General features: G+C 53.1%; 18 protein-coding genes and 2 pseudogenes. 8 read left to right on the plus strand and 12 right to left on the minus strand.

Annotated features, from left to right (window positions below):
* Nucleotides 1–165: IS1 family transposase (locus tag BHE85_RS06090; RefSeq protein WP_146628064.1), on the minus strand; the 165-nt coding region annotated here is incomplete at its 3' end.
* Between the two features lie 56 nt (nt 166–221).
* Here BHE85_RS06090 and cusB point away from each other — a divergent pair.
* The 3 genes and pseudogenes from cusB to pheP form a co-directional block, all read left to right on the plus strand.
* A pseudogene (cusB, locus tag BHE85_RS06095) lies at nt 222–1,334 on the plus strand (Cu(+)/Ag(+) efflux RND transporter periplasmic adaptor subunit CusB); the annotation flags it as partial.
* A gap of 11 nt (nt 1,335–1,345) precedes the next feature.
* A pseudogene (gene cusA, locus BHE85_RS06100) lies at nt 1,346–4,490 on the plus strand (Cu(+)/Ag(+) efflux RND transporter permease subunit CusA).
* Nucleotides 4,491–4,591: 101 nt separating this feature from the next.
* Nucleotides 4,592–5,968: a phenylalanine transporter gene (gene pheP, locus BHE85_RS06105; protein ID WP_000786309.1), complete on the plus strand. Its 1,377-nt coding sequence runs from the start codon at nt 4,592–4,594 to the stop codon at nt 5,966–5,968.
* A 67-nt stretch (nt 5,969–6,035) separates the two neighbouring features.
* Here pheP and ybdG read toward each other — a convergent pair whose 3' ends face one another.
* The 6 genes from ybdG to BHE85_RS28195 form a co-directional block, all read right to left on the minus strand.
* Nucleotides 6,036–7,283: a mechanosensitive ion channel YbdG gene (gene ybdG, locus BHE85_RS06110; RefSeq protein ID WP_001153161.1), complete on the minus strand. Its 1,248-nt coding sequence runs from the start codon at nt 7,281–7,283 to the stop codon at nt 6,036–6,038.
* Between the two features lie 107 nt (nt 7,284–7,390).
* Nucleotides 7,391–8,044 (minus strand): oxygen-insensitive NAD(P)H nitroreductase, encoded by a 654-nt coding sequence (nfsB, locus tag BHE85_RS06115; protein WP_000351464.1) that lies wholly within the window; start codon nt 8,042–8,044, stop codon nt 7,391–7,393.
* Nucleotides 8,045–8,137: 93 nt separating this feature from the next.
* Entirely contained in the window at nt 8,138–8,506 is a 369-nt protein-coding gene (locus BHE85_RS06120) for an MmcQ/YjbR family DNA-binding protein (RefSeq protein WP_000360951.1), read from the minus strand.
* Between the two features lie 64 nt (nt 8,507–8,570).
* Entirely contained in the window at nt 8,571–8,819 is a 249-nt protein-coding gene (locus BHE85_RS06125; RefSeq protein WP_000682518.1) for a DUF1158 domain-containing protein, read from the minus strand.
* A gap of 65 nt (nt 8,820–8,884) precedes the next feature.
* The gene (locus BHE85_RS06130; protein ID WP_001130610.1) at nt 8,885–10,003 is read right to left on the minus strand and encodes a YbdK family carboxylate-amine ligase; all 1,119 of its coding nucleotides are present in this window, start codon (nt 10,001–10,003) and stop codon (nt 8,885–8,887) included.
* A gap of 214 nt (nt 10,004–10,217) precedes the next feature.
* On the minus strand, nt 10,218–10,487 hold the full coding sequence (locus BHE85_RS28195; protein ID WP_009008364.1) for a hypothetical protein: 270 nt from the start codon (nt 10,485–10,487) through the stop codon (nt 10,218–10,220).
* Here BHE85_RS28195 and hokE point away from each other — a divergent pair.
* Nucleotides 10,456–10,608, plus strand: coding sequence for a type I toxin-antitoxin system toxin HokE (gene hokE / locus BHE85_RS06140; protein WP_000956455.1), 153 nt, complete (start codon nt 10,456–10,458; stop codon nt 10,606–10,608). The two genes, BHE85_RS28195 and hokE, sit on opposite strands and share 32 nt — an antisense overlap.
* 121 nt (nt 10,609–10,729) lie before the next feature.
* Here the strand turns inward: hokE and entD are convergent, their stop codons facing one another.
* Nucleotides 10,730–11,350: an enterobactin synthase subunit EntD gene (entD, locus tag BHE85_RS06145; RefSeq protein WP_001298903.1), complete on the minus strand. Its 621-nt coding sequence runs from the start codon at nt 11,348–11,350 to the stop codon at nt 10,730–10,732.
* A 174-nt stretch (nt 11,351–11,524) separates the two neighbouring features.
* Nucleotides 11,525–13,765, minus strand: coding sequence for a siderophore enterobactin receptor FepA (gene fepA, locus BHE85_RS06150; protein ID WP_001034896.1), 2,241 nt, complete (start codon nt 13,763–13,765; stop codon nt 11,525–11,527).
* A 242-nt stretch (nt 13,766–14,007) separates the two neighbouring features.
* On the opposite strand from fepA, the gene fes reads away from it, so the two are divergent.
* The 4 genes from fes (at nt 14,008) to wzz(fepE) (ending at nt 20,657) form a co-directional block, all read left to right on the plus strand.
* A complete protein-coding gene (gene fes / locus BHE85_RS06155; RefSeq protein ID WP_000125803.1) occupies nt 14,008–15,210 on the plus strand; it encodes an enterochelin esterase in 1,203 nt (400 codons plus the stop codon).
* Between the two features lie 2 nt (nt 15,211–15,212).
* A complete protein-coding gene (ybdZ, locus tag BHE85_RS06160; RefSeq protein ID WP_000885782.1) occupies nt 15,213–15,431 on the plus strand; it encodes an enterobactin biosynthesis protein YbdZ in 219 nt (72 codons plus the stop codon).
* Nucleotides 15,428–19,309 (plus strand): enterobactin non-ribosomal peptide synthetase EntF, encoded by a 3,882-nt coding sequence (gene entF, locus BHE85_RS06165; RefSeq protein ID WP_000077777.1) that lies wholly within the window; start codon nt 15,428–15,430, stop codon nt 19,307–19,309. Before ybdZ ends, entF begins: the two co-directional genes overlap by 4 nt.
* Before the next feature lie 214 nt (nt 19,310–19,523).
* Nucleotides 19,524–20,657: an LPS O-antigen length regulator Wzz(fepE) gene (gene wzz(fepE), locus BHE85_RS06170; protein WP_000096748.1), complete on the plus strand. Its 1,134-nt coding sequence runs from the start codon at nt 19,524–19,526 to the stop codon at nt 20,655–20,657.
* On the opposite strand, the gene fepC is transcribed toward wzz(fepE), so the two are convergent.
* Genes fepC through fepD form a run of 3 tightly spaced genes read right to left on the minus strand, consistent with a single transcriptional unit; the run spans nt 20,654 to nt 23,459 of the window.
* Nucleotides 20,654–21,469 carry an iron-enterobactin ABC transporter ATP-binding protein gene (gene fepC / locus BHE85_RS06175; protein WP_000140630.1) on the minus strand — a complete coding sequence of 272 codons (816 nt, stop codon included), beginning with the start codon at nt 21,467–21,469 and terminating at the stop codon, nt 20,654–20,656. The genes wzz(fepE) and fepC overlap by 4 nt on opposite strands.
* On the minus strand, nt 21,466–22,458 hold the full coding sequence (gene fepG, locus BHE85_RS06180) for an iron-enterobactin ABC transporter permease (RefSeq protein WP_000640969.1): 993 nt from the start codon (nt 22,456–22,458) through the stop codon (nt 21,466–21,468). The genes fepC and fepG overlap by 4 nt, the downstream gene beginning before the upstream one ends.
* Nucleotides 22,455–23,459: a Fe(3+)-siderophore ABC transporter permease gene (fepD, locus tag BHE85_RS06185; RefSeq protein ID WP_001298899.1), complete on the minus strand. Its 1,005-nt coding sequence runs from the start codon at nt 23,457–23,459 to the stop codon at nt 22,455–22,457. The genes fepG and fepD overlap by 4 nt, the downstream gene beginning before the upstream one ends.
* Between the last annotated feature and the right edge of the window lie 20 nt (nt 23,460–23,479).

The raw sequence follows: 23,479 nt of genomic DNA on the forward strand, positions 1-23,479 counted from the left end.
TTTCTGGTGCGTACCGGGCTGAGAGGCGGTGTAAGTGAACTGTAGTTGCCATGTTTTACGGTAATGAGAGCAGAGATAGCGCTGATGTCCGGCAGTGCTTTTGCCGTTACGCACCACGCCTTCAGTAGCGGAGCAGGAAGGACATCTGATGGAAATGGAAGCCACGCAAGCACCTTAAAATCACCATCATACACTAAATCAGTAAGTTGGCAGCATTACCCGCAGAACGTAAAATCTTATTCTGGTACGACCCGATGTACCCCAATACGCGGTTCGATAAACCAGGTAAATCGCCGTTTATGGATATGGATCTGGTGCCGAAATATGCCGATGAAGAGAGTTCTGCGTCTGGTGTGCGCATTGACCCGACTCAGACGCAGAATCTGGGGGTGAAAACGGCTACCGTCACGCGCGGACCGCTGACTTTTGCCCAGAGTTTCCCGGCGAATGTCAGTTACAACGAGTATCAGTATGCCATTGTGCAGGCTCGCGCTGCCGGGTTTATCGACAAGGTGTATCCGCTTACCGTGGGCGATAAAGTACAAAAGGGCACACCGCTTCTCGACCTGACCATTCCTGACTGGGTGGAAGCGCAGAGTGAGTATTTACTGCTGCGCGAAACCGGCGGTACGGCGACCCAGACTGAAGGCATTCTTGAGCGGCTGCGACTGGCGGGAATGCCGGAGGCGGATATTCGCCGCCTGATCGCCACGCAAAAAATCCAGACTCGCTTTACGCTCAAAGCGCCCATTGATGGCGTGATCACCGCGTTTGATCTGCGCGCGGGAATGAATATCGCCAAAGATAACGTGGTAGCGAAAATTCAGGGTATGGACCCGGTGTGGGTCACTGCTGCGATCCCGGAGTCTATCGCCTGGCTGGTGAAAGATGCCTCGCAGTTTACGCTCACCGTTCCGGCACGACCGGATAAAACACTCACCATCCGCAAATGGACGCTGCTACCCGGCGTGGATGCCGCGACCCGCACGCTGCAGCTGCGTCTGGAAGTCGACAACGCCGACGAGGCGCTAAAACCGGGCATGAACGCCTGGTTGCAACTCAATACCGCCAGCGAACCGATGCTGCTCATTCCGTCACAAGGGCTGATTGATACCGGTAGCGAACAGCGGGTGATTACCATTGATGCCGACGGGCGCTTTGTACCGAAACGCGTTGCCGTTTTCCAGGCATCGCAAGGTGTCACCGCATTACGCTCTGGTCTGGCGGAAGGTGAAAAGGTGGTTTCCAGCGGCCTTTTCCTGATTGATTCCGAAGCCAATATTTCTGGCGCACTGGAGCGGATGCGCTCTGAAAGTGCTACCCATGCGCATTGAGGGAATAACCAATGATTGAATGGATTATTCGTCGCTCGGTGGCGAACCGTTTTTTGGTGCTGATGGGCGCGTTGTTTCTTAGCATCTGGGGCACCTGGACCATCATTAATACGCCAGTGGATGCGCTGCCGGATCTCTCCGATGTGCAGGTGATTATTAAAACCAGCTATCCCGGGCAGGCACCGCAAATCGTTGAAAATCAGGTGACTTATCCGCTAACCACCACCATGTTGTCGGTGCGCTGGCGCGAAGACTGTGCGTGGTTTCTCGCAGTTTGGCGACTCTTATGTGTATGTCATTTTCGAAGATGGTACCGATCCGTACTGGGCGCGTTCGCGGGTGCTGGAGTACCTCAACCAGGTACAGGGTAAGCTGCCTGCGGGAGTCAGCGCCGAGCTGGGGCCAGATGCCACGGGTGTTGGCTGGATCTATGAATATGCACTGGTGGATCGCAGCGGTAAGCACGATCTGGCCGATTTACGCTCATTACAGGACTGGTTTCTCAAATATGAGCTGAAAACCATCCCTGACGTTGCGGAAGTGGCGTCGGTGGGCGGTGTGGTGAAAGAGTATCAGGTGGTTATCGATCCCCAGCGCCTGGCGCAGTATGGCATCAGTCTCGCCGAAGTAAAAAGCGCGCTGGATGCTTCAAACCAGGAAGCGGGCGGTTCGTCGATCGAACTGGCGGAAGCGGAATATATGGTGCGCGCCAGCGGCTATCTGCAAACGCTCGACGACTTTAATCACATCGTTTTAAAAGCCAGTGAAAATGGCGTGCCCGTTTATCTGCGCGATGTTGCGAAGGTCCAGGTTGGCCCGGAGATGCGCCGGGGCATTGCCGAACTGAACGGCGAAGGCGAAGTGGCGGGCGGGGTGGTGATCCTGCGCTCCGGCAAAAACGCCCGAGAAGTGATCGCCGCCGTGAAGGACAAACTGGAAACGCTGAAAAGTAGTCTGCCGGAAGGCGTGGAGATAGTTACAACATACGATCGCAGCCAGCTCATTGACCGCGCCATCGACAACCTCAGCGGCAAGTTGCTGGAAGAGTTTATTGTGGTGGCGGTAGTCTGTGCGCTGTTTCTCTGGCATGTGCGCTCGGCGCTGGTGGCGATTATTTCGTTGCCGCTGGGGTTGTGTATTGCTTTTATTGTCATGCCCTTCCAGGGACTGAATGCCAATATTATGTCGTTGGGTGGCATTGCGATTGCCGTCGGGGCGATGGTCGATGCTGCTATCGTCATGATCGAGAATGCGCATAAACGGCTGGAAGAGTGGCAGCACCAGCATCCTGACGCCACGCTGGATAATAAAACGCGCTGGCAGGTGATTACCGATGCATCTGTTGAAGTGGGGCCGGCGCTGTTTATCAGTCTGCTGATTATCACGCTGTCGTTTATCCCAATCTTCACCCTGGAAGGGCAAGAAGGGCGTCTGTTTGGCCCGCTGGCGTTCACCAAAACGTATGCGATGGCGGGTGCGGCGCTGCTGGCGATCGTAGTGATCCCGATCCTGATGGGTTACTGGATCCGTGGCAAAATTCCGCCGGAAAGCAGTAACCCGCTCAATCGCTTTTTGATTCGTGTTTATCATCCTCTATTGCTGAAAGTACTGCACTGGCCGAAAACCACGCTGTTGGTGGCAGCGCTTTCGGTGCTGACGGTTCTCTGGCCGCTCAATAAAGTTGGCGGGGAATTTTTACCGCAGATCAATGAAGGCGACTTGTTGTATATGCCATCGACGCTGCCGGGGATTTCCGCAGCAGAGGCGGCGAGTATGCTGCAAAAAAACGACAAGCTAATTATGAGCGTACCTGAAGTGGCGCGGGTATTTGGCAAAACCGGGAAAGCGGAAACCGCCACCGATTCTGCTCCGCTCGAGATGGTTGAAACGACCATCCAGCTTAAGCCGCAGGATCAGTGGCGGCCTGGCATGACGATGGACAAAATCATTGAGGAACTGGATAACACCGTGCGGCTGCCGGGGCTGGCGAATCTGTGGGTGCCGCCAATTCGTAACCGTATCGATATGCTCTCAACCGGCATTAAAAGCCCCATCGGCATTAAAGTTTCCGGCACTGTGCTGGCGGATATCGACGCGATGGCTGAGCAAATTGAAGAAGTAGCGCGAACGGTGCCAGGCGTGGCTTCTGCGCTTGCCGAGCGTCTGGAAGGTGGGCGCTATATCAACGTTGAGATTAACCGTGAAAAAGCCGCGCGTTACGGTATGACGGTGGCGGATGTGCAGTTGTTTGTGACTTCTGCGGTGGGCGGGGCGATGGTTGGCGAAACGGTGGAAGGGATTGCCCGTTATCCCATTAATCTGCGTTATCCGCAAAGCTGGCGCGATAGCCCGCAGGCACTGCGCCAGCTACCGATCCTGACGCCGATGAAGCAGCAAATCACCCTGGCAGACGTGGCCGACGTTAAAGTCTCTACCGGACCGTCGATGCTGAAAACCGAGAATGCGCGCCCGACGAGCTGGATTTATATCGATGCCCGCGATCGTGACATGGTGTCGGTGGTTCACGATTTGCAAAAAGCGATAGTTGAAAAAGTGCAGTTAAAACCGGGCACCAGCGTGGCATTCTCCGGGCAGTTCGAGCTACTGGAGCGCGCCAACCATAAGCTGAAACTCATGGTGCCGATGACACTGATGATCATCTTCGTGCTGTTGTATCTGGCATTCCGTCGGGTGGGCGAAGCGTTGCTGATTATCAGCAGCGTACCGTTTGCGCTGGTGGGCGGCATCTGGTTGCTGTGGTGGATGGGCTTTCATCTTTCTGTGGCAACGGGCACCGGTTTTATTGCCCTTGCCGGGGGCGCCGCCGAATTTGGCGTGGTGATGCTGATGTATTTACGTCACGCCATAGAGGCCGAGCCGTCGTTGAATAATCCGCAAACATTCAGTGAGCAGAAGCTGGATGAGGCGTTGTATCACGGCGCGGTACTGCGCGTGCGCCCGAAAGCGATGACGGTGGCGGTGATTATCGCCGGTCTGCTGCCGATTCTGTGGGGAACGGGGGCTGGTTCAGAGGTGATGAGCCGGATTGCCGCACCGATGATTGGCGGCATGATCACCGCGCCTTTGCTGTCGCTGTTTATTATCCCGGCGGCGTATAAGCTGATGTGGCTGCACCGACATCGGGTACGGAAATAAAAGCAGGATACCCCGTTTAACCGTGTGGATTGTGTCTTGCGACGATGGGCACTAAATGTTAAAAGGTGCCCCTCAACAAAAAAGACACACAGGGGAAAGGCGTGAAAAACGCGTCAACCGTATCGGAAGATACTGCGTCAAATCAAGAGCCGACGCTTCATCGCGGATTACATAACCGTCATATTCAACTGATTGCGCTGGGTGGCGCAATTGGTACTGGTCTGTTTCTTGGCATTGGCCCGGCGATTCAGATGGCGGGTCCGGCTGTATTGCTGGGCTACGGCGTCGCCGGGATCATCGCTTTCCTGATTATGCGCCAGCTCGGCGAGATGGTGGTCGAAGAGCCGGTATCCGGTTCATTTGCCCACTTTGCCTATAAATACTGGGGACCGTTTGCGGGCTTCCTCTCTGGCTGGAACTACTGGGTAATGTTCGTGCTGGTGGGAATGGCAGAGCTGACCGCTGCGGGCATCTATATGCAGTACTGGTTCCCGGATGTTCCAACGTGGATTTGGGCTGCCGCCTTCTTTATTATCATCAACGCCGTTAACCTGGTGAACGTGCGCTTATATGGCGAAACCGAGTTCTGGTTTGCGTTGATTAAAGTGCTGGCAATCATCGGTATGATCGGCTTTGGCCTGTGGCTGCTGTTTTCTGGTCACGGCGGCGAGAAAGCCAGTATCGACAACCTCTGGCGCTACGGTGGTTTCTTCGCCACCGGCTGGAATGGGCTGATTTTGTCGCTGGCGGTAATTATGTTCTCCTTCGGCGGTCTGGAGCTGATTGGGATTACTGCCGCTGAAGCGCGCGATCCGGAAAAAAGCATTCCAAAAGCGGTAAATCAGGTGGTGTATCGCATCCTGCTGTTTTACATCTGTTCACTGGTGGTTTTACTGGCGCTCTATCCGTGGGTGGAAGTGAAATCCAACAGTAGCCCGTTTGTGATGATTTTCCATAATCTCGACAGCAACGAGGTAGCTTCTGCGCTGAACTTCGTCATTCTGGTAGCATCGCTGTCAGTGTATAACAGCGGGGTTTACTCTAACAGCCGCATGCTGTTTGGCCTTTCTGTGCAGGGTAATGCGCCGAAGTTTTTGACTCGCGTCAGCCATCGCGGCGTGCCGATTAACTCGCTGATGCTTTCCGGAGCGATCACTTCGCTGGTGGTGTTAATCAACTATCTGCTGCCGCAAAAAGCGTTTGGTCTGCTGATGGCGCTGGTGGTAGCAACGCTGCTGTTGAACTGGATTATGATCTGCCTGGCGCATCTGCGTTTTCGCGCGGCGATGCGACGTCAGGGACGTGAAACACAGTTTAAGGCGCTGCTTTATCCGTTCGGCAACTATCTTTGCATTGCCTTCCTCGGCATGATTTTGCTGCTGATGTGCACGATGGATGATATGCGCTTGTCAGCGATCCTGCTGCCGGTGTGGATTGTATTCCTGTTTGTGGCATTTAAAACGCTGCGTCGGAAATAAGGCATTCACGCTACATCCGACAAAACGATGTCCGCTCTCATCCATTCGATGAGAGCGGTTTTTTTAATTACTGCTTAAATGCACCCGCCAGAGAGCGAATATCATTGCCGGCTGGCGACTGATGAAGTCGCAGACCAAACTCTTCGACAATCGCAAATATGTGATCGAATATATCAGCCTGAATGCTTTCATATTCCAGCCACACCACGGTGTTGGTAAACGCGTAGATCTCGAGCGGTAAACCGTTATCACCTGGAGCCAGTTGGCGTACCATTAAGGTCATATCTTTACGAATCCGCGGATGGTTACGCAGATATTCGTTCAGATAGGCACGAAAGGTTCCAATATTGGTCATTCGGCGCAGGTTTAATATCGACTCCGTAGAACCTTGCTGGCGATTCCACTCATTAATTTCCTGATGGCGGCTGGTTAAATAAGGTTTTAACAAGTGCGCTTTATTCAGACGTTGCATTTCGTCTTCATCAAGAAAACGAATACTGGTGACATCAATACTGATACTGCGCTTAATACGTCGCCCGCCAGATGCTGACATCCCGCTCCAGTTTTTAAAGGAGTCAGAAACCAGAGACCAGGTGGGAATAGTGGTAATGGTATTGTCCCAGTTACGCACTTTGACGGTGGTTAACCCAATATCGATCACCGTGCCATCCGCGCCGTATTTCGGCATCTCCAGCCAGTCGCCCAGTTTCAGCATATCGTTCGCGGAAAGCTGAATACCTGCCACCAGACCAAGAATCGGATCTTTAAATACCAACATCAGCACGGCAGCCATTGCACCAAGACCGCTGATCAGAATCGCTGGCGACTGACCAATCAGCAGCGAGATCATCAAAATGCCGACCAGGATTGCGCCGATCAGTTTAATCCCCTGAAATATCCCTTTCAGCGGTAACTGAGATGCCGCCGGGAATTTCTGCGCCAGATTCAAAATAACATCCAGCAACGAGAAGACTGAAAGCAGCGCATACATCATGATCCACAACTGCGCGCAGGTAGTCAGAATATCTGCCGCTTCGGTGCCTTTTTGCAGCCAGAATACCGCCTGAATATTGACGATAATCCCCTGCAGGGTAAAAGCTAAACGGTGGAAGAGTTTATTCTGGGTAATGATTTGCAACCAAAGCCGTGAACTGGCGATGGCACGTTTTTCGAAGGTCCGCAGTACCACCCAATGCAAAATAATATGCACCACGACGGCGGTCAGAAAAATAATACCGAAAATCATCACCATCGAGGTGGTGTGATCGATCTCAATACCCGCTAAATCCCCAACCTGGGATATTAAATCCTGCATAACGTCTCCTTTATACAACAGCAGCCTATGATGACGGCTGAAACAGGGTTATGCAAATCAGGAGAATCTGAGGGGAAATAGCCGGGCAGATGCCCGGCAAGAGAGAATTACACTTCGGTTAAGGTGATGTTTTGCGGCAGACGAGATTTCGGCAGCGTAGCGTTAAAATCTTCAACGCTGTGATGACCTACCGGAACAACCACCAGACTGGTGTAGCCTTTCTCTTTCAGACCAAATTCTGCATCGAGGATGGCGGCGTCAAAACCTTCGATGGGTACCGCGTCCAGACCCAGAGCCGCCACGCCGAGCAGGAAGTTACCGACGTTGAGATAAACCTGTTTTGCCATCCACTCTGCATCATCATGCAGATCTTTACGGTGCATATCAGCGAAGAACTTGCGACCTTTATCGTTCGCGGCTTTCGCTTCCGGCGTGGCAAAGCGGCCATCAGCATCTTCCTGGTCAACAACCAGCTTCAGCCAGGCATCGTCCATCGCGGTTTTTGCACAGAACACCACGACGTGCGAGGCATCAAGTATTTTACGTTCGTTGAACACATAATTACCGGCAGCGGATTTGGCAACACGCGCTTTACCTTCTTCCGTGCTGGCAACAATAAAATGCCACGGCTGGGAGTTGGTGCTGGATGGGCTGTATTGCAGGAGAGTTTTGATCTGCTCGGCCTGTTCCGGGGTAAGTTTTTTACTGGCATCAAATGCCTTAGTGGAATGACGCTTTAAGGCGACAGAAATGATATCCATAAAGACTCCATGTGAAAGTAATTTTGCGTGCCAGCAGATTACAAGGTTCAACGAGAAATGGTAAGCGAGAAAAATGCGCTATAGATTTCCGCTTTAGCCTGGACGCACTCTTTTTTGATCGCGTTTAGCCAGACCATCAACCACCAGATTCCACGAATCGTTGATCAGATCGCGAAGTAACGCTTCGGAGATTTCCTCGCCGGGATACACCGAAATCCAGTGCTTTTTATTCATGTGATACCCTGGCTTAATGCTCGGGTATATCTGCTGATTTAACAGGGATTTTTGTGGATCGGACTTCAGATTGATAAAGGGGACGCCGCGCAGCTCCGACGACAGCATAAAAATTTTGCCGCCAATTTTAAAAACATCGAACTCCGGGCCAAAAGGCCAGCAAAGCTCGACAAAGGGTAACTCAAGGGCCAGGCGTTTCGCCGTTTCGTGCAGTGATTGCTTATCCATAAACGTTCCTTTAGGCGAAGGAGAATAAGCAAAGTATGCCGCGAAGTACGGCGATAATCGACGTTTAATCCGCCAGCGAGAACCAGCGTCGCCAGATAAAGCGCAGAACAAAATACTCAATAGCGCCCAGCACTAAAAACCACAGACAAAACAATAAAGTGTAAAGCTGGCTAAGATCCATCAGATGGAACATGGTCACCAGTTTTTGTGCCAGCGTCAGCCCCAGTGCGGGGGCGGGCAGCAGCAGGCAAGAGAGGAAAGCCATCAGCAAAATGCCTGCTGCGGTAGTCAAGGTTTCTAAAGGGTGTTTCATAACATTGTTAAATGTAAGTTAAAACACCATTGTCAGGGATATTCTTCTGTAAGGCAATTCCCTACTTAGTCACCGGCCCAGATCTCACAATGCTTTTTCACCAGCCCAATCAGCGAGCCACCATCGGCGACGAAATCGCGCATCAGCTGCGCTTCATTCAGACCGCTGACGACCTGGCGATGCAGGGCCTCAATCGCGCTCGATGCACCAATTTTATGTGCGGAAGGGGCGATTTTTTCCAGCAATCGCAAGGTGTCTTCCGTTAGCGGTCGACGATCGCCAGTGTGCGGATCGGTAATGACGCCTTCCAGCCCATAGCGACAGGCCTGGAAACGGTTGAATTTATACAGCAGGTAATCTTTCTCCTGATGTTTGAACGGGCGTTCTGTCAGTAACCAGTGGGCGGTAGCCTGAATTAATCCCGCCATATTTACCGCGTGGCTAAGGGTTAACGGGGTATCCATCACCCGAACCTCCACCGTGCCAAAATGAGGACTGGGGCGAATATCCCAGTGCAGATCTTTAATGCTGTCGATCATCGTGGTGTAACTCAGACAGCGAAACAGGGCTTCAAATTGTTGCCAGTTACTGACCCACGGCATCGGGCCATTATCAGGAAAGGCGGAAAAAATATTCGGTCGTGAGGAGGCAAAACGCGTATCCGTTCCTTGCATATATGGCGACGCGGCGGAAAGGGCGATGAAGTGCGGCACAAACCGTGACAGGCCGTGCAGCAAATAAATGGCGTCATCGCCACTGGCGCAGCCAACATGAACATGCTGACCAAAAACGGTCACCTGTTGAATGAGATAACCAAAGTTTTCCAGCGTTCGTTGATAGCGCTCGTTATCGCATACCTCCTGTCGCTGCCATTTCTGAAACGGGTGTGTGCCACCGCCGCAAATTTCCAGATGATGGTCTGCGGCTGCCTGCAATACGACTTTCTGCATCGCTGAAAATTGCCCGGCAGCCTGGTTGATATCACGGCAAACATCCGTCGCCAGCTCCAGCATACTTTCGGTGATATCGTGCTTTACCTCTCCGGCCGTGATCTTATTTTTAACCGCGTCAATCAGTATTGAAGAGTCCTGGCTTAAGTCATAGCCCGGCGGATTAACCACCAGCATTTCCAGTTCAATACCGAGTGTAAAAGGTTCAGAAACATGAAAATCGGGTAATGGCATAGGTTTCTCTTATGTTGGCGTTTTCTATTCAGTATAGAAGTGGGAGCGGCTGGGCGAGATGCGGAAGTTCTGGAATGTTTCTTTTTTTTGGTGATGGTGAACTGATTATGACAGAAGCAATTTGGCTACTTTTGCAATGTGACAAGTTATGGCAGTGCTGACTGTGGCGAAGAATTTTGACGATTGAGGCATGCAGAAAAAAACGGGTTCAGCTTCAGTTGATCAAATGGGGAGTGAGAAGTCCGAAACAGGACTTACTGTATAAATAAACAGCTATTTTGCTAAGCAAGGGTAAGATAACTGCGGGTGCCTGAAGCTTTCCGGTTTCAGGTTTACTCTGAGGTCTGGAAAGATGAAGCCCCAGGACGATATTTCTATCAACCCTGGGGCTACCTACCCAAACCTGAACAATTTGGATGGTAGTCCCTTCTTCGCATGGAGGCAATATAAACATGCTGACGAAATATGCCCTTGCGGCAGTCATAGTGCTGTGTTTAACGGTGCTGGGATTTACGCTTCTGGTCGGGGATTCGCTGTGTGAGTTCACCGTAAAGGAACGTAATATTGAGTTTAAGGCTGTTCTCGCTTACGAACCGAAGAAGTAGCCGTTGTGCGGGGAGCAATCCCCGCATATCCGGTTGTCAGGTCAGGATGGTAAGGCACCTGCTTTACACTTTCGCCCGCGGTCAGTGATGGCTGCGGGCGAATCGTACCAGATGTTGTCAATTAATCGTGTTGGCACAGAGTTATGACTATTTTTTCTTTTATCTGCCAGTGCACAGCAAACATCTCATTCTCACGATGAATGATGACCTGCTGTTTATTCCAGCTAATTATCTGATAGTCCAGAAAACCTGCATCAGTTTGGATCTCACTTGCCTTAAATGCGCTCTCTTTGGCGGAAAATGCCAGTGTCAGCGCCAGAGAAAAGGCTAAACCGCAGTCTGCGAGTCGCTCGTGTTCTGCTGGTGTAATAATGTTGTCTGTCAATTCGGTCGCTGTTTGCGCAGAAAAAATTTCTTCGATATCAACGCCAATCGGTTGACGGGAAACCACGGCCAATGCCGTAGCCCCGCAGTGGCTAATACTGCCGTATACCTCCGCAGGCCACACCGGTTGGCGTAGCTCGCCGATTGCGGGCACACATTTATAGCCATATTCCCGCAGCGCATAAATTGCAGCGATCCGCCCGGCTAAATGTTCGGCTTTGCGCTTCCGTCCAGCGTGTTGTAGTTGCGCGTAATGCGGCAGCCAGAGTAAATCCTGCTCACAAAAATTCGCCGGATCGAACTCAACAAAATGCAGCGTATGTCCGGCAAAGGGGAGGGAGGTATGCGTAGTTTTCATGTCGACCATATTAGAGACTGGTGACAAACGCTAAACTGCCTGATGCGCTACGCTTATCAGGCCTACATGGTCCTGCAATATATTGAATTGGCAAGATTTTTGTAGGCCGGATAAGGCGTTCACGCCGCATCCGGCATGAACGACGCGCACTTTATCAACAATCTGACGTTAGCATCAGAAGTGAGTGTTTACGCTCATGTACCACGTACGTCCCGGCTCGTTATAGGTATACGCCCCGGCACCCGCGATATAGTTGGCCCCTGCCAGATCGCCCGTGGTCTGGGCATTACCCGCACGCCACAAACGTTTGTCGAACAGGTTGTCCACGCCGCCGGTCAGACTGACATTCTTCGTCACATCCCTGGTCGCGCTCAGACCCACAATGCTGTAAGGACTGATTTCTTTGGTTTCCGGGCCAACCGCTGGCTGACCTTTGTAGTTGTATTTTTTCGGCTGCTGCTTACCGTACCAGGTGAAGGTCGTTTGCATCGACAAATCTTCCCGCGCCTGCCAGCTCAGCGTTGAGTTCAACGTGTACTCCGGGATGATCGACAAACGGTCGCCCGTGGTTTTGTTTTCACTCTTCAGCATATAAGTGATGTTATTGGTCCACATCACCGTTTCGCTAACTGGTACGTTTAACGATCCTTCCAGACCTTCAACCACTGCTTTCGGCACGTTATCCCACTGATAGAGATCGGTGCCGACTGCGTTTTGCCCTACAGCCACATAGCCCGCTTCAATCTTATTGCGATAATCGTTACGGAACCAGGTGACGCCCGCCAGCCAGCCGTCGCGTTTGAACTCCAGACCAATCTCTTTGTTGATGCTGGTTTCTGCTTTCAGGTCATCGTTACCTTGCAGATAGCAGCCGCCCGCGCTGGCATAGCAGCCCTGACCTTTACTGTAGAGAATGTAGTTCGGGTTAGTCTGGTACAGGCTCGGCGCTTTATAGGCGCGGGCAATGCCCATTTTCAGCGTGAAGTCATCGCCTAAACCTTGCGATATGTTCAGCGCCGGGCTCCAGTTATTGCCGACAATACTGTGATGATCGAAACGCAGCCCCGGCGTTACGATGGTGCTGTCAGTCAGCTCCATGTTGTTTTCGGCAAATAGCGAGAAAATTTCTGCTTTTGAATACGGGCTACGGTCGGTGGCACTCACACCATCAATAGCGCCGCCGGTGTTCGCCCCGGTCAGCGCCTGGGTATTGGAACTCAAGTCCTTCATCCGTTGCTGATTCCACTCCGTACCCAGCGTCAGCGTTTGGTTAACGAGGAAATCAATCGGCAGGTTAACTTCGCTGTGCAGCATCACGTCATCAAGATCGATATCGACGAAATCCTGTGTCGCTTTTTCGTTAAATTTCCCTTCGGTACCGCCCGCCAGACCTTCCGGAATACGCGAGTTACGGGTGTGTTCATACTGCACCCAGTTGCTGGTGGTCACTCCGTTATCCCAGCCACCGTTCCAGGTCAGCGAGTAGTTCTGGCGATACAGGCGGTTGGTTTCATCGCCATATTTCGAGCGAGTGTAAGCGTCAGAGTTGGTGTTCTGGGTATCGCCCGCATACAGGTTACCCTGGCGGCTGTAACCCGCTTCCAGTTCGAGTGATTGCAGAGGCGCGAAGTCCCAGCGCACCACGCCATTAATATCTTTGTTGATCACCCCTTCGCGCCCGGCTGGTAACGTCGTGGCATACGTTCCGGCACGCGCGGACTGATGGCCCTGGTTGATATCCCACGCGTCAGCCTGGGTTTTGTCGAGGTTGCCATACAAGCGGAAGCTGAATTCGTCGCCCAGCGGGCCGGTCAGACTGAAGTTGGTGCGTTTAGTGGCACCTTCCTCTTTATGTTCTGGCGCATTGAAATAAGCGTCCCAGGAACCGTGCCACTCACCGCTGCCTTTTTTGGTAATGATGTTAACTACGCCACCCGCCGCGCCGTTGCCATAACGCGCTGCAGCCGGACCACGCAGAACTTCAATACGTTCAATCATTTCAGGCGGCACCCAGGAAGTATCACCACGGGTATCGCGCTCGCCACGCCAGCCCTGACGCACCGAGTTACGGCTGCTGACCGGTTTGCCGTCAATTAAAATCAGCGTGTTTTCCGGACCCATACCGCGAATATCAATCTGTCGGTTATTCCCACGCTGACCACTGGTGGAGTTACCGGTCAGGTTAACGCCTGGCATGGTACGGATGATCTCCGACACATCGCGGGCAACCGGGTTTTTGCGGATTTCATCTGCGGTGATGGTCGAAACGCCAGGTGCCTGCAAGTTCTGCTCGGCGGCGGTAACGACAATGGTATCGTCATGTGAAACAGGAGTATCGGTCGGCTCTTGTGCCTGCGCTACCCCATAAATCCCCAGATTGACCAACAAGGCCAGGGAATGAATCTTCTTGTTCATTGTTTTATTCCTGCATTTTTGCCACGAATTGCAACTGTCGGGCATGGTCGTCCTCAACACGACGCATCCCGCTACCGCGAAAACCTTTGATCCTGAAAGACACGCAGTGCAGTTGGTTAATTAATGTCCGCGCTTCCCACGGCGCGCCATTACGCTATTGCAAATGCAAATAGTTATCAATAATATTATCAATATATTTCTGCAATCAATGAAAAATTGCACAGTAAACATGGGGTTATGGTGTGACGGCGTTAAAAGTAGGAAGTGAGAGCTGGTGGCAGTCGAAACATGGCCCGGAATGGCAGCGTCTGAATGACGAAATGTTTGAGGTCACTTTCTGGTGGCGTGATCCCCAAGGTTCTGAAGAATACTCGCCGATAAAGCGCGTATGGGTCTACATCACTGGTGTGACCGATCATCATCAGAACAGCCAGCCCCAGTCGATGCAGCGCATTGCAGGTACTGATGTCTGGCAGTGGACGACACAACTCAATGCCAACTGGCGCGGCAGCTACTGCTTTATTCCCACCGAACGCGATGACATTTTTTCTGCACCATCCCCCGATCGCCTCGAATTACGTGAAGGCTGGCGAAAACTATTACCCCAGGCAATAGCCGATCCGCTGAATCCACAAAGCTGGAAAGGCGGGCGAGGGCACGCTGTTTCTGCACTCGAAATGCCGCAAGCGCCTCTGCAACCGGGATGGGATTGTCCGCAAGCGCCAGAAATACCAGCCAAAGAAATTATCTGGAAAAGTGAACGGTTGAAAAATTCACGTCGTGTATGGATTTTTACCACCGGCGATGCAACAGCAGAAGAACGCCCGCTGGCAGTTTTGCTCGATGGCGAATTTTGGGCGCAAAGTATGCCCGTCTGGCCAGTGCTGACTTCGCTGACCCATCGTCAGCAACTTCCTCCCGCCGTGTATGTGTTGATCGACGCTATCGACACCACGCACCGCGCTCACGAACTGCCGTGTAATGCGGATTTCTGGCTCGCAGTACAGCAAGAGTTATTACCCTTGGTGAAAGCTATTGCCCCTTTTAGCGATCGCGCCGATCGCACCGTGGTTGCCGGGCAGAGTTTTGGTGGACTTTCCGCGCTGTATGCCGGACTGCACTGGCCTGAACGTTTTGGTTGTGTATTAAGCCAGTCAGGATCGTACTGGTGGCCGCATCGGGGCGGGCAGCAAGAGGGCGTGTTACTTGAAAAGCTTAAAGCTGGTGAAGTTAGCGCCGAAGGTCTGCGCATTGTGCTGGAAGCGGGTATTCGCGAGCCGATGATTATGCGGGCCAATCAGGCGCTGTATGCGCAATTACACCCCATAAAAGAATCCATTTTCTGGCGCCAGGTTGACGGCGGACATGATGCGCTTTGTTGGCGCGGTGGCTTGATGCAGGGGCTAATCGACCTCTGGCAACCACTTTTCCATGACAGGAGTTGAATATGGCATTCAGTAATCCCTTCGATGATCCACAGGGAGCGTTTTACATTTTGCGCAATGCGCAGGGGCAATTCAGTCTGTGGCCGCAACAATGCGCCTTACCGGCAGGCTGGGACATTGTGTGTCAGCCGCAGTCACAAGAGTCCTGCCAGCAGTGGCTTGAAGCCCACTGGCGTACTCTGACACCGGCGAATTTCACCCAGTTGCAGGAGGCGCAATGAGCCAGCATTTACCTTTGGTCGCCGCACAGCCCGGCATCTGGATGGCAGAAAAACTGTCGGATTTACCCTCCGCCTGGAGCGTAGCGCATTACGTTGAGTTAACCGGAGAGGTTGATGCGCCATTACTGGCCCGCGCGGTGGTTGACGGACTAGCGCAAGCAGATACGCTGCGGATGCGTTTTACGGAAGATAACGGCGAAGTCTGGCAGTGGGTCGATGATGCGCTGACGTTCGAACTGCCAGAAATTATCGACCTGCGAACCAACATTGATCCGCACGGTACTGCGCAGGCATTAATGCAGGCGGATTTGCAACAAGATCTGCGCGTCGATAGCGGTAAACCACTGGTCTTTCATCAGCTGATACAGGTGGCGGATAACCGCTGGTACTGGTATCAGCGTTATCACCATTTGCTGGTCGATGGCTTCAGTTTCCCGGCCATTACCCGCCAGATCGCCAATATTTACTGCACATGGCTGCGTGGTGAACCAACGCCTGCTTCGCCGTTTACGCCTTTCGCTGATGTAGTGGAAGAGTACCAGCAATACCGCGAAAGCGAAGCCTGGCAGCGTGATGCGGCATTCTGGGCAGAACAGCGTCGTCAACTGCCGCCGCCCGCGTCACTTTCTCCGGCACCTTTACCGGGGCGCAGCGCTTCGGCAGATATTTTACGTCTGAAAATGGAATTTACCGACGGGGAATTCCGCCAGTTGGCTACGCAACTTTCAGGTGTGCAGCGTACCGATTTAGCCCTTGCGCTGACGGCTTTGTGGCTGGGGCGATTGTGCAATCGCATGGACTACGCCGCTGGATTTATCTTTATGCGTCGACTGGGCTCGGCGGCGCTGACGGCTACCGGACCCGTGCTCAACGTTTTGCCGTTGGGTATTCACATTGCGGCGCAAGAAACGCTGCCGGAACTGGCAACCCGACTGGCAGCACAACTGAAAAAAATGCGTCGTCATCAACGTTACGATGCCGAACAAATTGTCCGTGACAGCGGGCGAGCGGCAGGTGATGAACCGCTGTTTGGTCCGGTACTCAATATCAAGGTATTTGATTACCAACTGGATATTCCTGGTGTTCAGGCGCAAACCCATACCTTGGCAACCGGTCCGGTTAATGACCTTGAACTGGCCCTGTTCCCGGATGAACACGGTGATTTGAGTATTGAGATCCTCGCCAATAAACAGCGTTACGATGAGCCAACGTTAATCCAGCATGCTGAACGCCTGAAAATGCTGATTGCCCAGTTCGCCGCGGATCCGGCGCTGTTGTGCGGCGATGTCGATATTATGCTGCCAGGTGAGTATGCGCAGCTGGCGCAGATCAACGCCACTCAGGTTGAGATTCCAGAAACCACGCTGAGCGCGCTGGTGGCAGAACAAGCGGCAAAAACACCGGATGCTCCGGCGCTGGCAGATGCGCGTTACCAGTTCAGCTATCGGGAAATGCGCGAGCAGGTGGTGGCGCTGGCGAATCTGCTGCGTGAGCGTGGCGTTAAACCGGGCGACAGCGTGGCGGTGGCGCTACCGCGCTCGGTCTTTTTGACCCTGGCGCTACATGCGATAGTTGAAGCTGGCGCGGCCTGGCTACCGCTGGATACCGGCTATCCGGACGATCGCCTGAAAATGATGCTGGAAGATGCGCGTCCGTCGCTGTTAATCACCACCGACGATCAACTGCCGCGCTTTGCCGATGTTCCAGATTTAACCAACCTTTGCTATAACGCCCCGCTTAAACCGCAGGGCAGTGCGCCGCTGCAACTTTCACAACCGCATCACACGGCTTATATCATCTTTACCTCTGGCTCCACCGGCAGGCCGAAAGGGGTAATGGTCGGGCAGACGGCTATCGTTAACCGCCTGTTGTGGATGCAAAATCATTATCTGCTTACAGGCGAAGATGTCGTTGCCCAAAAAACGCCGTGCAGTTTTGATGTCTCGGTGTGGGAGTTTTTCTGGCCGTTTATTGCCGGGGCTAAACTGGTGATGGCTGAACCGGAAGCGCACCGCGACCCGCTCGCTATGCAGCAATTCTTTGCCGAATATGGCGTAACGACCACGCACTTTGTGCCGTCGATGCTGGCAGCATTTGTTGCATCGCTGACGCCGCAAACCGCTCGCCAGAGTTGCGCGACGTTGAAACAGGTTTTCTGTAGTGGTGAGGCCTTACCGGCTGATTTATGCCGCGAATGGCAACAGTTAACCAGCGTGCCGTTGCATAATCTATATGGCCCGACGGAAGCGGCGGTAGATGTCAGCTGGTATCCGGCTTTTGGCGAGGAACTGGCACAGGTGCGCGGCAGCAGTGTGCCGATTGGTTATCCGGTATGGAATACGGGTCTGCGTATTCTTGATGCGATGATGCATCCGGTGCCGCCGGGTGTGGCGGGTGATCTCTATCTCACCGGCATTCAACTGGCGCAGGGGTATCTTGGACGACCCGATCTGACCGCCAGCCGCTTTATTGCCGATCCTTTTGTCCCTGGTGAACGGATGTACCGTACCGGAGACGTTGCCCGCTGGCTGGATAACGGCGCGGTGGAGTACCTCGGGCGCAGTGACGATCAGCTAAAAATTCGCGGGCAGCGTATTGAACTGGGCGAAATCGATCGCGTGATGCAGGCGCTGCCGGATGTCGAACAAGCCGTTACCCACGCCTGTGTGATTAACCAGGCGGCAGCCACCGGTGGTGATGCGCGTCAGTTGGTGGGCTATCTGGTGTCGCAATCAGGTCTGCCGTTGGATACCAGCGCATTACAGGCGCAGCTTCGCGAAACATTGCCACCACATATGGTGCCCGTGGTTCTGCTGCAACTTCCACTGTTACCTCTTAGCGCCAACGGCAAGCTGGATCGCAAAGCCTTACCGTTGCCTGAACTGAAGGCACAAGCGCCGGGGCGTGCGCCAAAAGCGGGCAGTGAAACGATTATTGCCGCGGCATTCGCGTCGTTGCTGGGTTGTGACGTGCAGGATGCCGATGCTGATTTCTTTGCGCTTGGTGGTCATTCGCTACTGGCAATGAAACTGGCAGCGCAGTTAAGTCGGCAGGTTGCCCGCCAGGTGACGCCGGGGCAAGTGATGGTCGCGTCAACCGTCGCTAAACTGGCAACGATTATTGATGCTGAAGAAGACAGCACCCGGCGTATGGGATTCGAAACCATTCTGCCGTTGCGTGAAGGTAATGGCCCGACGCTGTTTTGTTTCCATCCGGCATCCGGTTTTGCCTGGCAGTTTAGCGTGCTCTCGCGTTATATCGATCCACAATGGTCGATTATCGGCATTCAGTCGCCGCGCCCCAATGGCCCCATGCATACCGCGGCAAATCTGGATGAAGTCTGTGAAGCGCATCTGGCAACGTTACTTGAACAACAACCGCACGGCCCTTATTACCTGCTGGGGTATTCCCTTGGCGGTACGCTGGCGCAGGGCATTGCGGCGCGACTGCGTGCCCGTGGCGAACAGGTGGCATTTCTTGGTTTGCTGGATACCTGGCCGCCAGAAACGCAAAACTGGCAGGAAAAAGAGGCTAATGGTCTGGACCCGGAAGTGCTGGCGGAGATTAACCGCGAACGCGAGGCCTTCCTGGCGGCACAGCAGGGAAGTACTTCAACGGAGTTGTTTACCACCATTGAAGGCAACTACGCTGATGCTGTGCGTCTGCTGACGACTGCTCATAGCGTACCGTTTGATGGTAAAGCGACGCTGTTTGTTGCTGAACGCACGCTTCAGGAAGGTATGAGCCCCGAACGCGCTTGGTCGCCCTGGATTGCCGAGCTGGATATCTATCGTCAGGATTGTGCGCATGTGGATATTATCTCTCCAGGGGCGTTTGTAAAAATTGGGCCGATTATTCGCGCAACGCTAAACAGGTAAATTAATATTATCTATAAACCCATAATTACAGAAAATAATTATGGGTTTTTTATTTGTTTGATTTATAGGTTTGATGAATATTTCTCTTAAATAGAGTGAATGTTGCATTCAGTGGAAGGAATTTACAAACTTCAGCTTCGGATAATTCTCACCAACTGGTAAAGTGAGCGCCGTGGAGATTTCCCCCTATTGGACTCATTTTCAGGTTATACCCATGTCATCACTGAATATTAAACAGGGAAGTGACGCTCATTTTTCCGAGTATCCTCTGGCGTCGCCCAGTAGTAATGAAATTGATTTACTTAATCTAATCGAAGTTTTATGGCGGGCCAAAAAAACGGTCATGGCGGTCGTTTTTGCATTTGCCTGCGCAGGTTTACTGATCTCTTTCATCCTGCCGCAAAAATGGACCAGCTCAGCCGTTATTACTCCCGCCGAAGCCATTCAGTGGCAGGACCTGGAGAAAACCTTTACCAAACTCCGCGTTCTTGATCTCGATGTTAATATCGACCGTGGCGGTGCATTTAACCTGTTTATCAAGAAGTTTCAGTCTGTTAGCTTGCTGGAAGAGTACCTGCGTTCATCACCTTATGTGATGGACCAATTAAAAGAGGCGAAAATCGATGAACTGGATTTGCATCGCGCTATTGTTGCATTGAGCGAAAAAATGAAAGCGGTTGATGACAATGCCAGTAAGAAAAAAGATGAACCGTCACTGTATACCTCCTGGACGCTAAGTTTTACCGCGCCAACCAGTAAAGAGGCGCAGACCGTTTTGAGCGGGTATATCGATTATATCTCTGCGTTGGTGGTGAAAGAGTCGATAGAAAACGTCCGTAATAAACTGGAGATCAAAACCCAGTTTGAAAAAGAAAAACTGGCTCAGGATCGCATTAAAACGAAAAATCAACTTGATGCAAACATTCAGCGCCTCAATTATTCACTCGACATTGCCAACGCGGCAGGAATTAAAAAGCCCGTATACAGTAATGGTCAGGCCGTTAAAGATGACCCCGATTTCTCTATTTCTCTCGGCGCAGACGGTATTGAACGCAAACTGGAAATTGAAAAAGCGGTTACTGACGTTGCGGAACTGAACGGTGAATTACGTAATCGGCAGTATCTTGTCGAGCAATTAACAAAAGCAAATGTCAACGATGTGAATTTTACGCCGTTTAAATATCAGTTAAGCCCGTCATTGCCAGTGAAAAAAGACGGTCCGGGTAAGGCGATTATTGTGATCCTTTCCGCGCTGATCGGCGGGATGGTGGCTTGTGGTAGCGTGTTATTGCGCTATGCGATGGCATCCAGAAAACAGGATGCCATGATGGCAGACCACTTAGTTTAACTATTTGCGGTTGAAGGTGCCGTTCGTTCGAGCGGCACCACAAGCGGCGTTCCGGCTACCGGATCGTCAATGATCATGCATCGCAGACCATAAATGCGCTCAATCAGTTCAGCAGTGACAATCTCCTTCGGCGCTCCCTGAGCAACAATTTTCCCTTCCCGCAATGCAATCAAATGGCTGGCGTAACGACAGGCCTGATTAAGATCGTGCAGCACCGCCGCCAGGGTATAGCCTTTCTCGCGGTTCAGTTCGCTTAACAGTTCCAGTAGATCAATCTGATGACTGATATCCAGCCAGGTCGTGGGTTCGTCGAGCAGCATAATTGCCGTTTCCTGGGCCAGCACCATCGCGATCCACGCTCGCTGGCGTTGTCCGCCAGAAAGGGTATCCACGCTTTGATCTGCCAGATGAGTTATTCCCGTGGCCTGCATCGCTTTCGTTACCGCTTCTTCATCCTCTTTGCGCCAGTGGGTAAACAGCGGTTGATGCGGATAACGTCCACGCGCCACCAGCTCCTGCACGGTGATATCGCCCGGCGTGGTAGCATTTTGCGCCAACAGACCAATCCGGCGTGCAACTTCTTTACTGGCGTAATGTTTAATGTGCTCGCCATCCAGCCAGACATGCCCGTGAGCAGGCGTCATCAGGCGGCTTAAGGTACGCAGTAACGTGGATTTACCACAGCCATTTGGTCCGATAATTGCCGTGAAGTGACCATCAGGAATTTCTACAGTCAGATTTTCCGCAACGGTATATTTGCCATATCCCAGGGTTAACTGTTCGCCGCGCAAACGGGCTACTGATTCGGTCATTTTTTGCGAGACTCCTGAATTAACAAGACGATAAGGTAAATACCGCCGAGGCTGACGGTAACGACGCCAACCGGAAGTTGATACGGCATAAACAGTTGTTGGGCGCAGAGATCGGCCGCCAGCAGTAACAGCGCTCCGCACAGCGCCGCCTGGGTCAGCCCCCAGCGAGCGGTGCCGCTAATGCGTCGGGCAATGTGCGGCGCGACTAAAGCAATAAAGGAAATCGGCCCGGCAAGCGCCGTTGCCGCAGCGGTAAGCACCACTGCAACCAGCATCATTAACAGACGCGAACGCTCGACGCTGACGCCCAGCGCGCAGGCGGTATCATCGCCCATCTCCAGCAAGCGCATTCGCCGCACCAGCAAGGCGGCGGCAATGAGCATCAATATAATGATGGGTGCGGAAGGCGAAGTTTTTGCCCACGTCAGGCCATTGAGCGATCCGGCATTCCACAAACCCGCTGTTAGCGCCGTTTCTAAAGACGCTTTCAGCAACAGCCAAGTATTAAAGGCCACCAGCATGGCGCGAACGCCGATGCCGATAATAATCAACCGAAAGGTGTCGATACCGTTACGCCAGGCGAGCAGCCAGACCAACAGAGAAGTGACAATGCCGCCCACCATTGCTGCCAGCGCGATAGCCGTCAGGTCCTGACCAAACAGCACCATCGCCACCAGCACGCCGCTCCACGCCCCGGTGTTAAAGCCCATTACGTCAGGGCTGCCGAGCGGGTTACGCATCAGCGACTGAAAAATCGCACCGCTGACGCCCAGTGCCGCGCCAATCAACAGCGCCATCAGCACGCGTGGTAAACGCCATTCGGTGACCACCATCGTCATACTGCGCGGCGCATCGCCCATCAGCGCGGCGAATACCTGCGAGGTTTCCAGCGTGACGGCACCGCTGCGTAATCCCCAGATACCTGCAACCACACAGGCGGAAATAAGCAGCAAACAGGTGATGAGTAATCGGCGAGAGACGTAAATCATGCACCACCTCGCGTTTTACGTCGCACGAGGAAGATCAGCACCGGTGCACCAATAAAGGCACTGACCACAGAAACGCGCAGTTCACCGGGCACAATCACCCGCCCGATGATATCGGCAAACAGCAGCAGGGCAGGGGTAGCAAGCAGCGTTACGGGCAGCGACCAGCGATGATCGGCACCCACCAGCCAACGCGCCATATGCGGCATCATCAGGCCAATAAAGGCAATCGGGCCAACTACCGCTGTCGCACTACCACAAAGCACGGTAATCGCCAGCAGACCAATTAACTGTGTGCGCGCCACGCGACTGCCCAGCGCCGTCGCGGTGTCGCTGCCGAGGCTTAAACTGTTCAGCGCGCGGCTCAGTAATAGCGCGGTTGCTCCGGCGATCAGCACCGGGATCAGCACCACTTTTAAGGTATGTAGATTGCGAATATCCAGCGAACCGGCTTGCCAGAAACGCAGTTGATCGTAGACGTCAGGATTAAGCAGGGCGATGCCGCTGGTCAGCCCTTCCAGCACTGCCGCCAGCGCCACGCCCGCCAGGGTTAAACGCACCGGACTTAACTGCCCGCCGCCCTGACTGCCGGTAAAGGCAACAATCAATGAGGCCACCAGCGCCCCGGCGAAGGCCATCGCCAGTTGTTCCTGCGCGGATGAGTAACCAAACAGCGCCGCACCCAGCACAATGGCAAAGCTGGCTCCGGCGTTCACGCCAAGCAAGCCGGGGTCGGCAAGTGGATTTCGGGTGAGGGTTTGCATCAACGCCCCGGCAAGGCCAAGCGCGCCGCCTGCCAGTAAACCGGCAAGGGTGCGCGGCAGTCGCGCGTCGAGCACGATGGTGCAGTCGGCGCTCTGGCAGGTGCCGGAGAAGGCCTCCAGCACTACGGAAGCGGGGAGTGATTTTGCCCCAATGAGCAGGCTTAATGCCGTCGCGATAATCAGTAATAACAGCAATCCGGGCACGGCAATGGCGCGTGTCACGGCAACAGAACCAGACATACGAACTTCCATGATAATGA

Origin of the sequence: Shigella sp. FC1567, from assembly GCF_001743015.1 — a bacterium.
GTDB lineage: Bacteria > Pseudomonadota > Gammaproteobacteria > Enterobacterales > Enterobacteriaceae > Escherichia > Escherichia coli.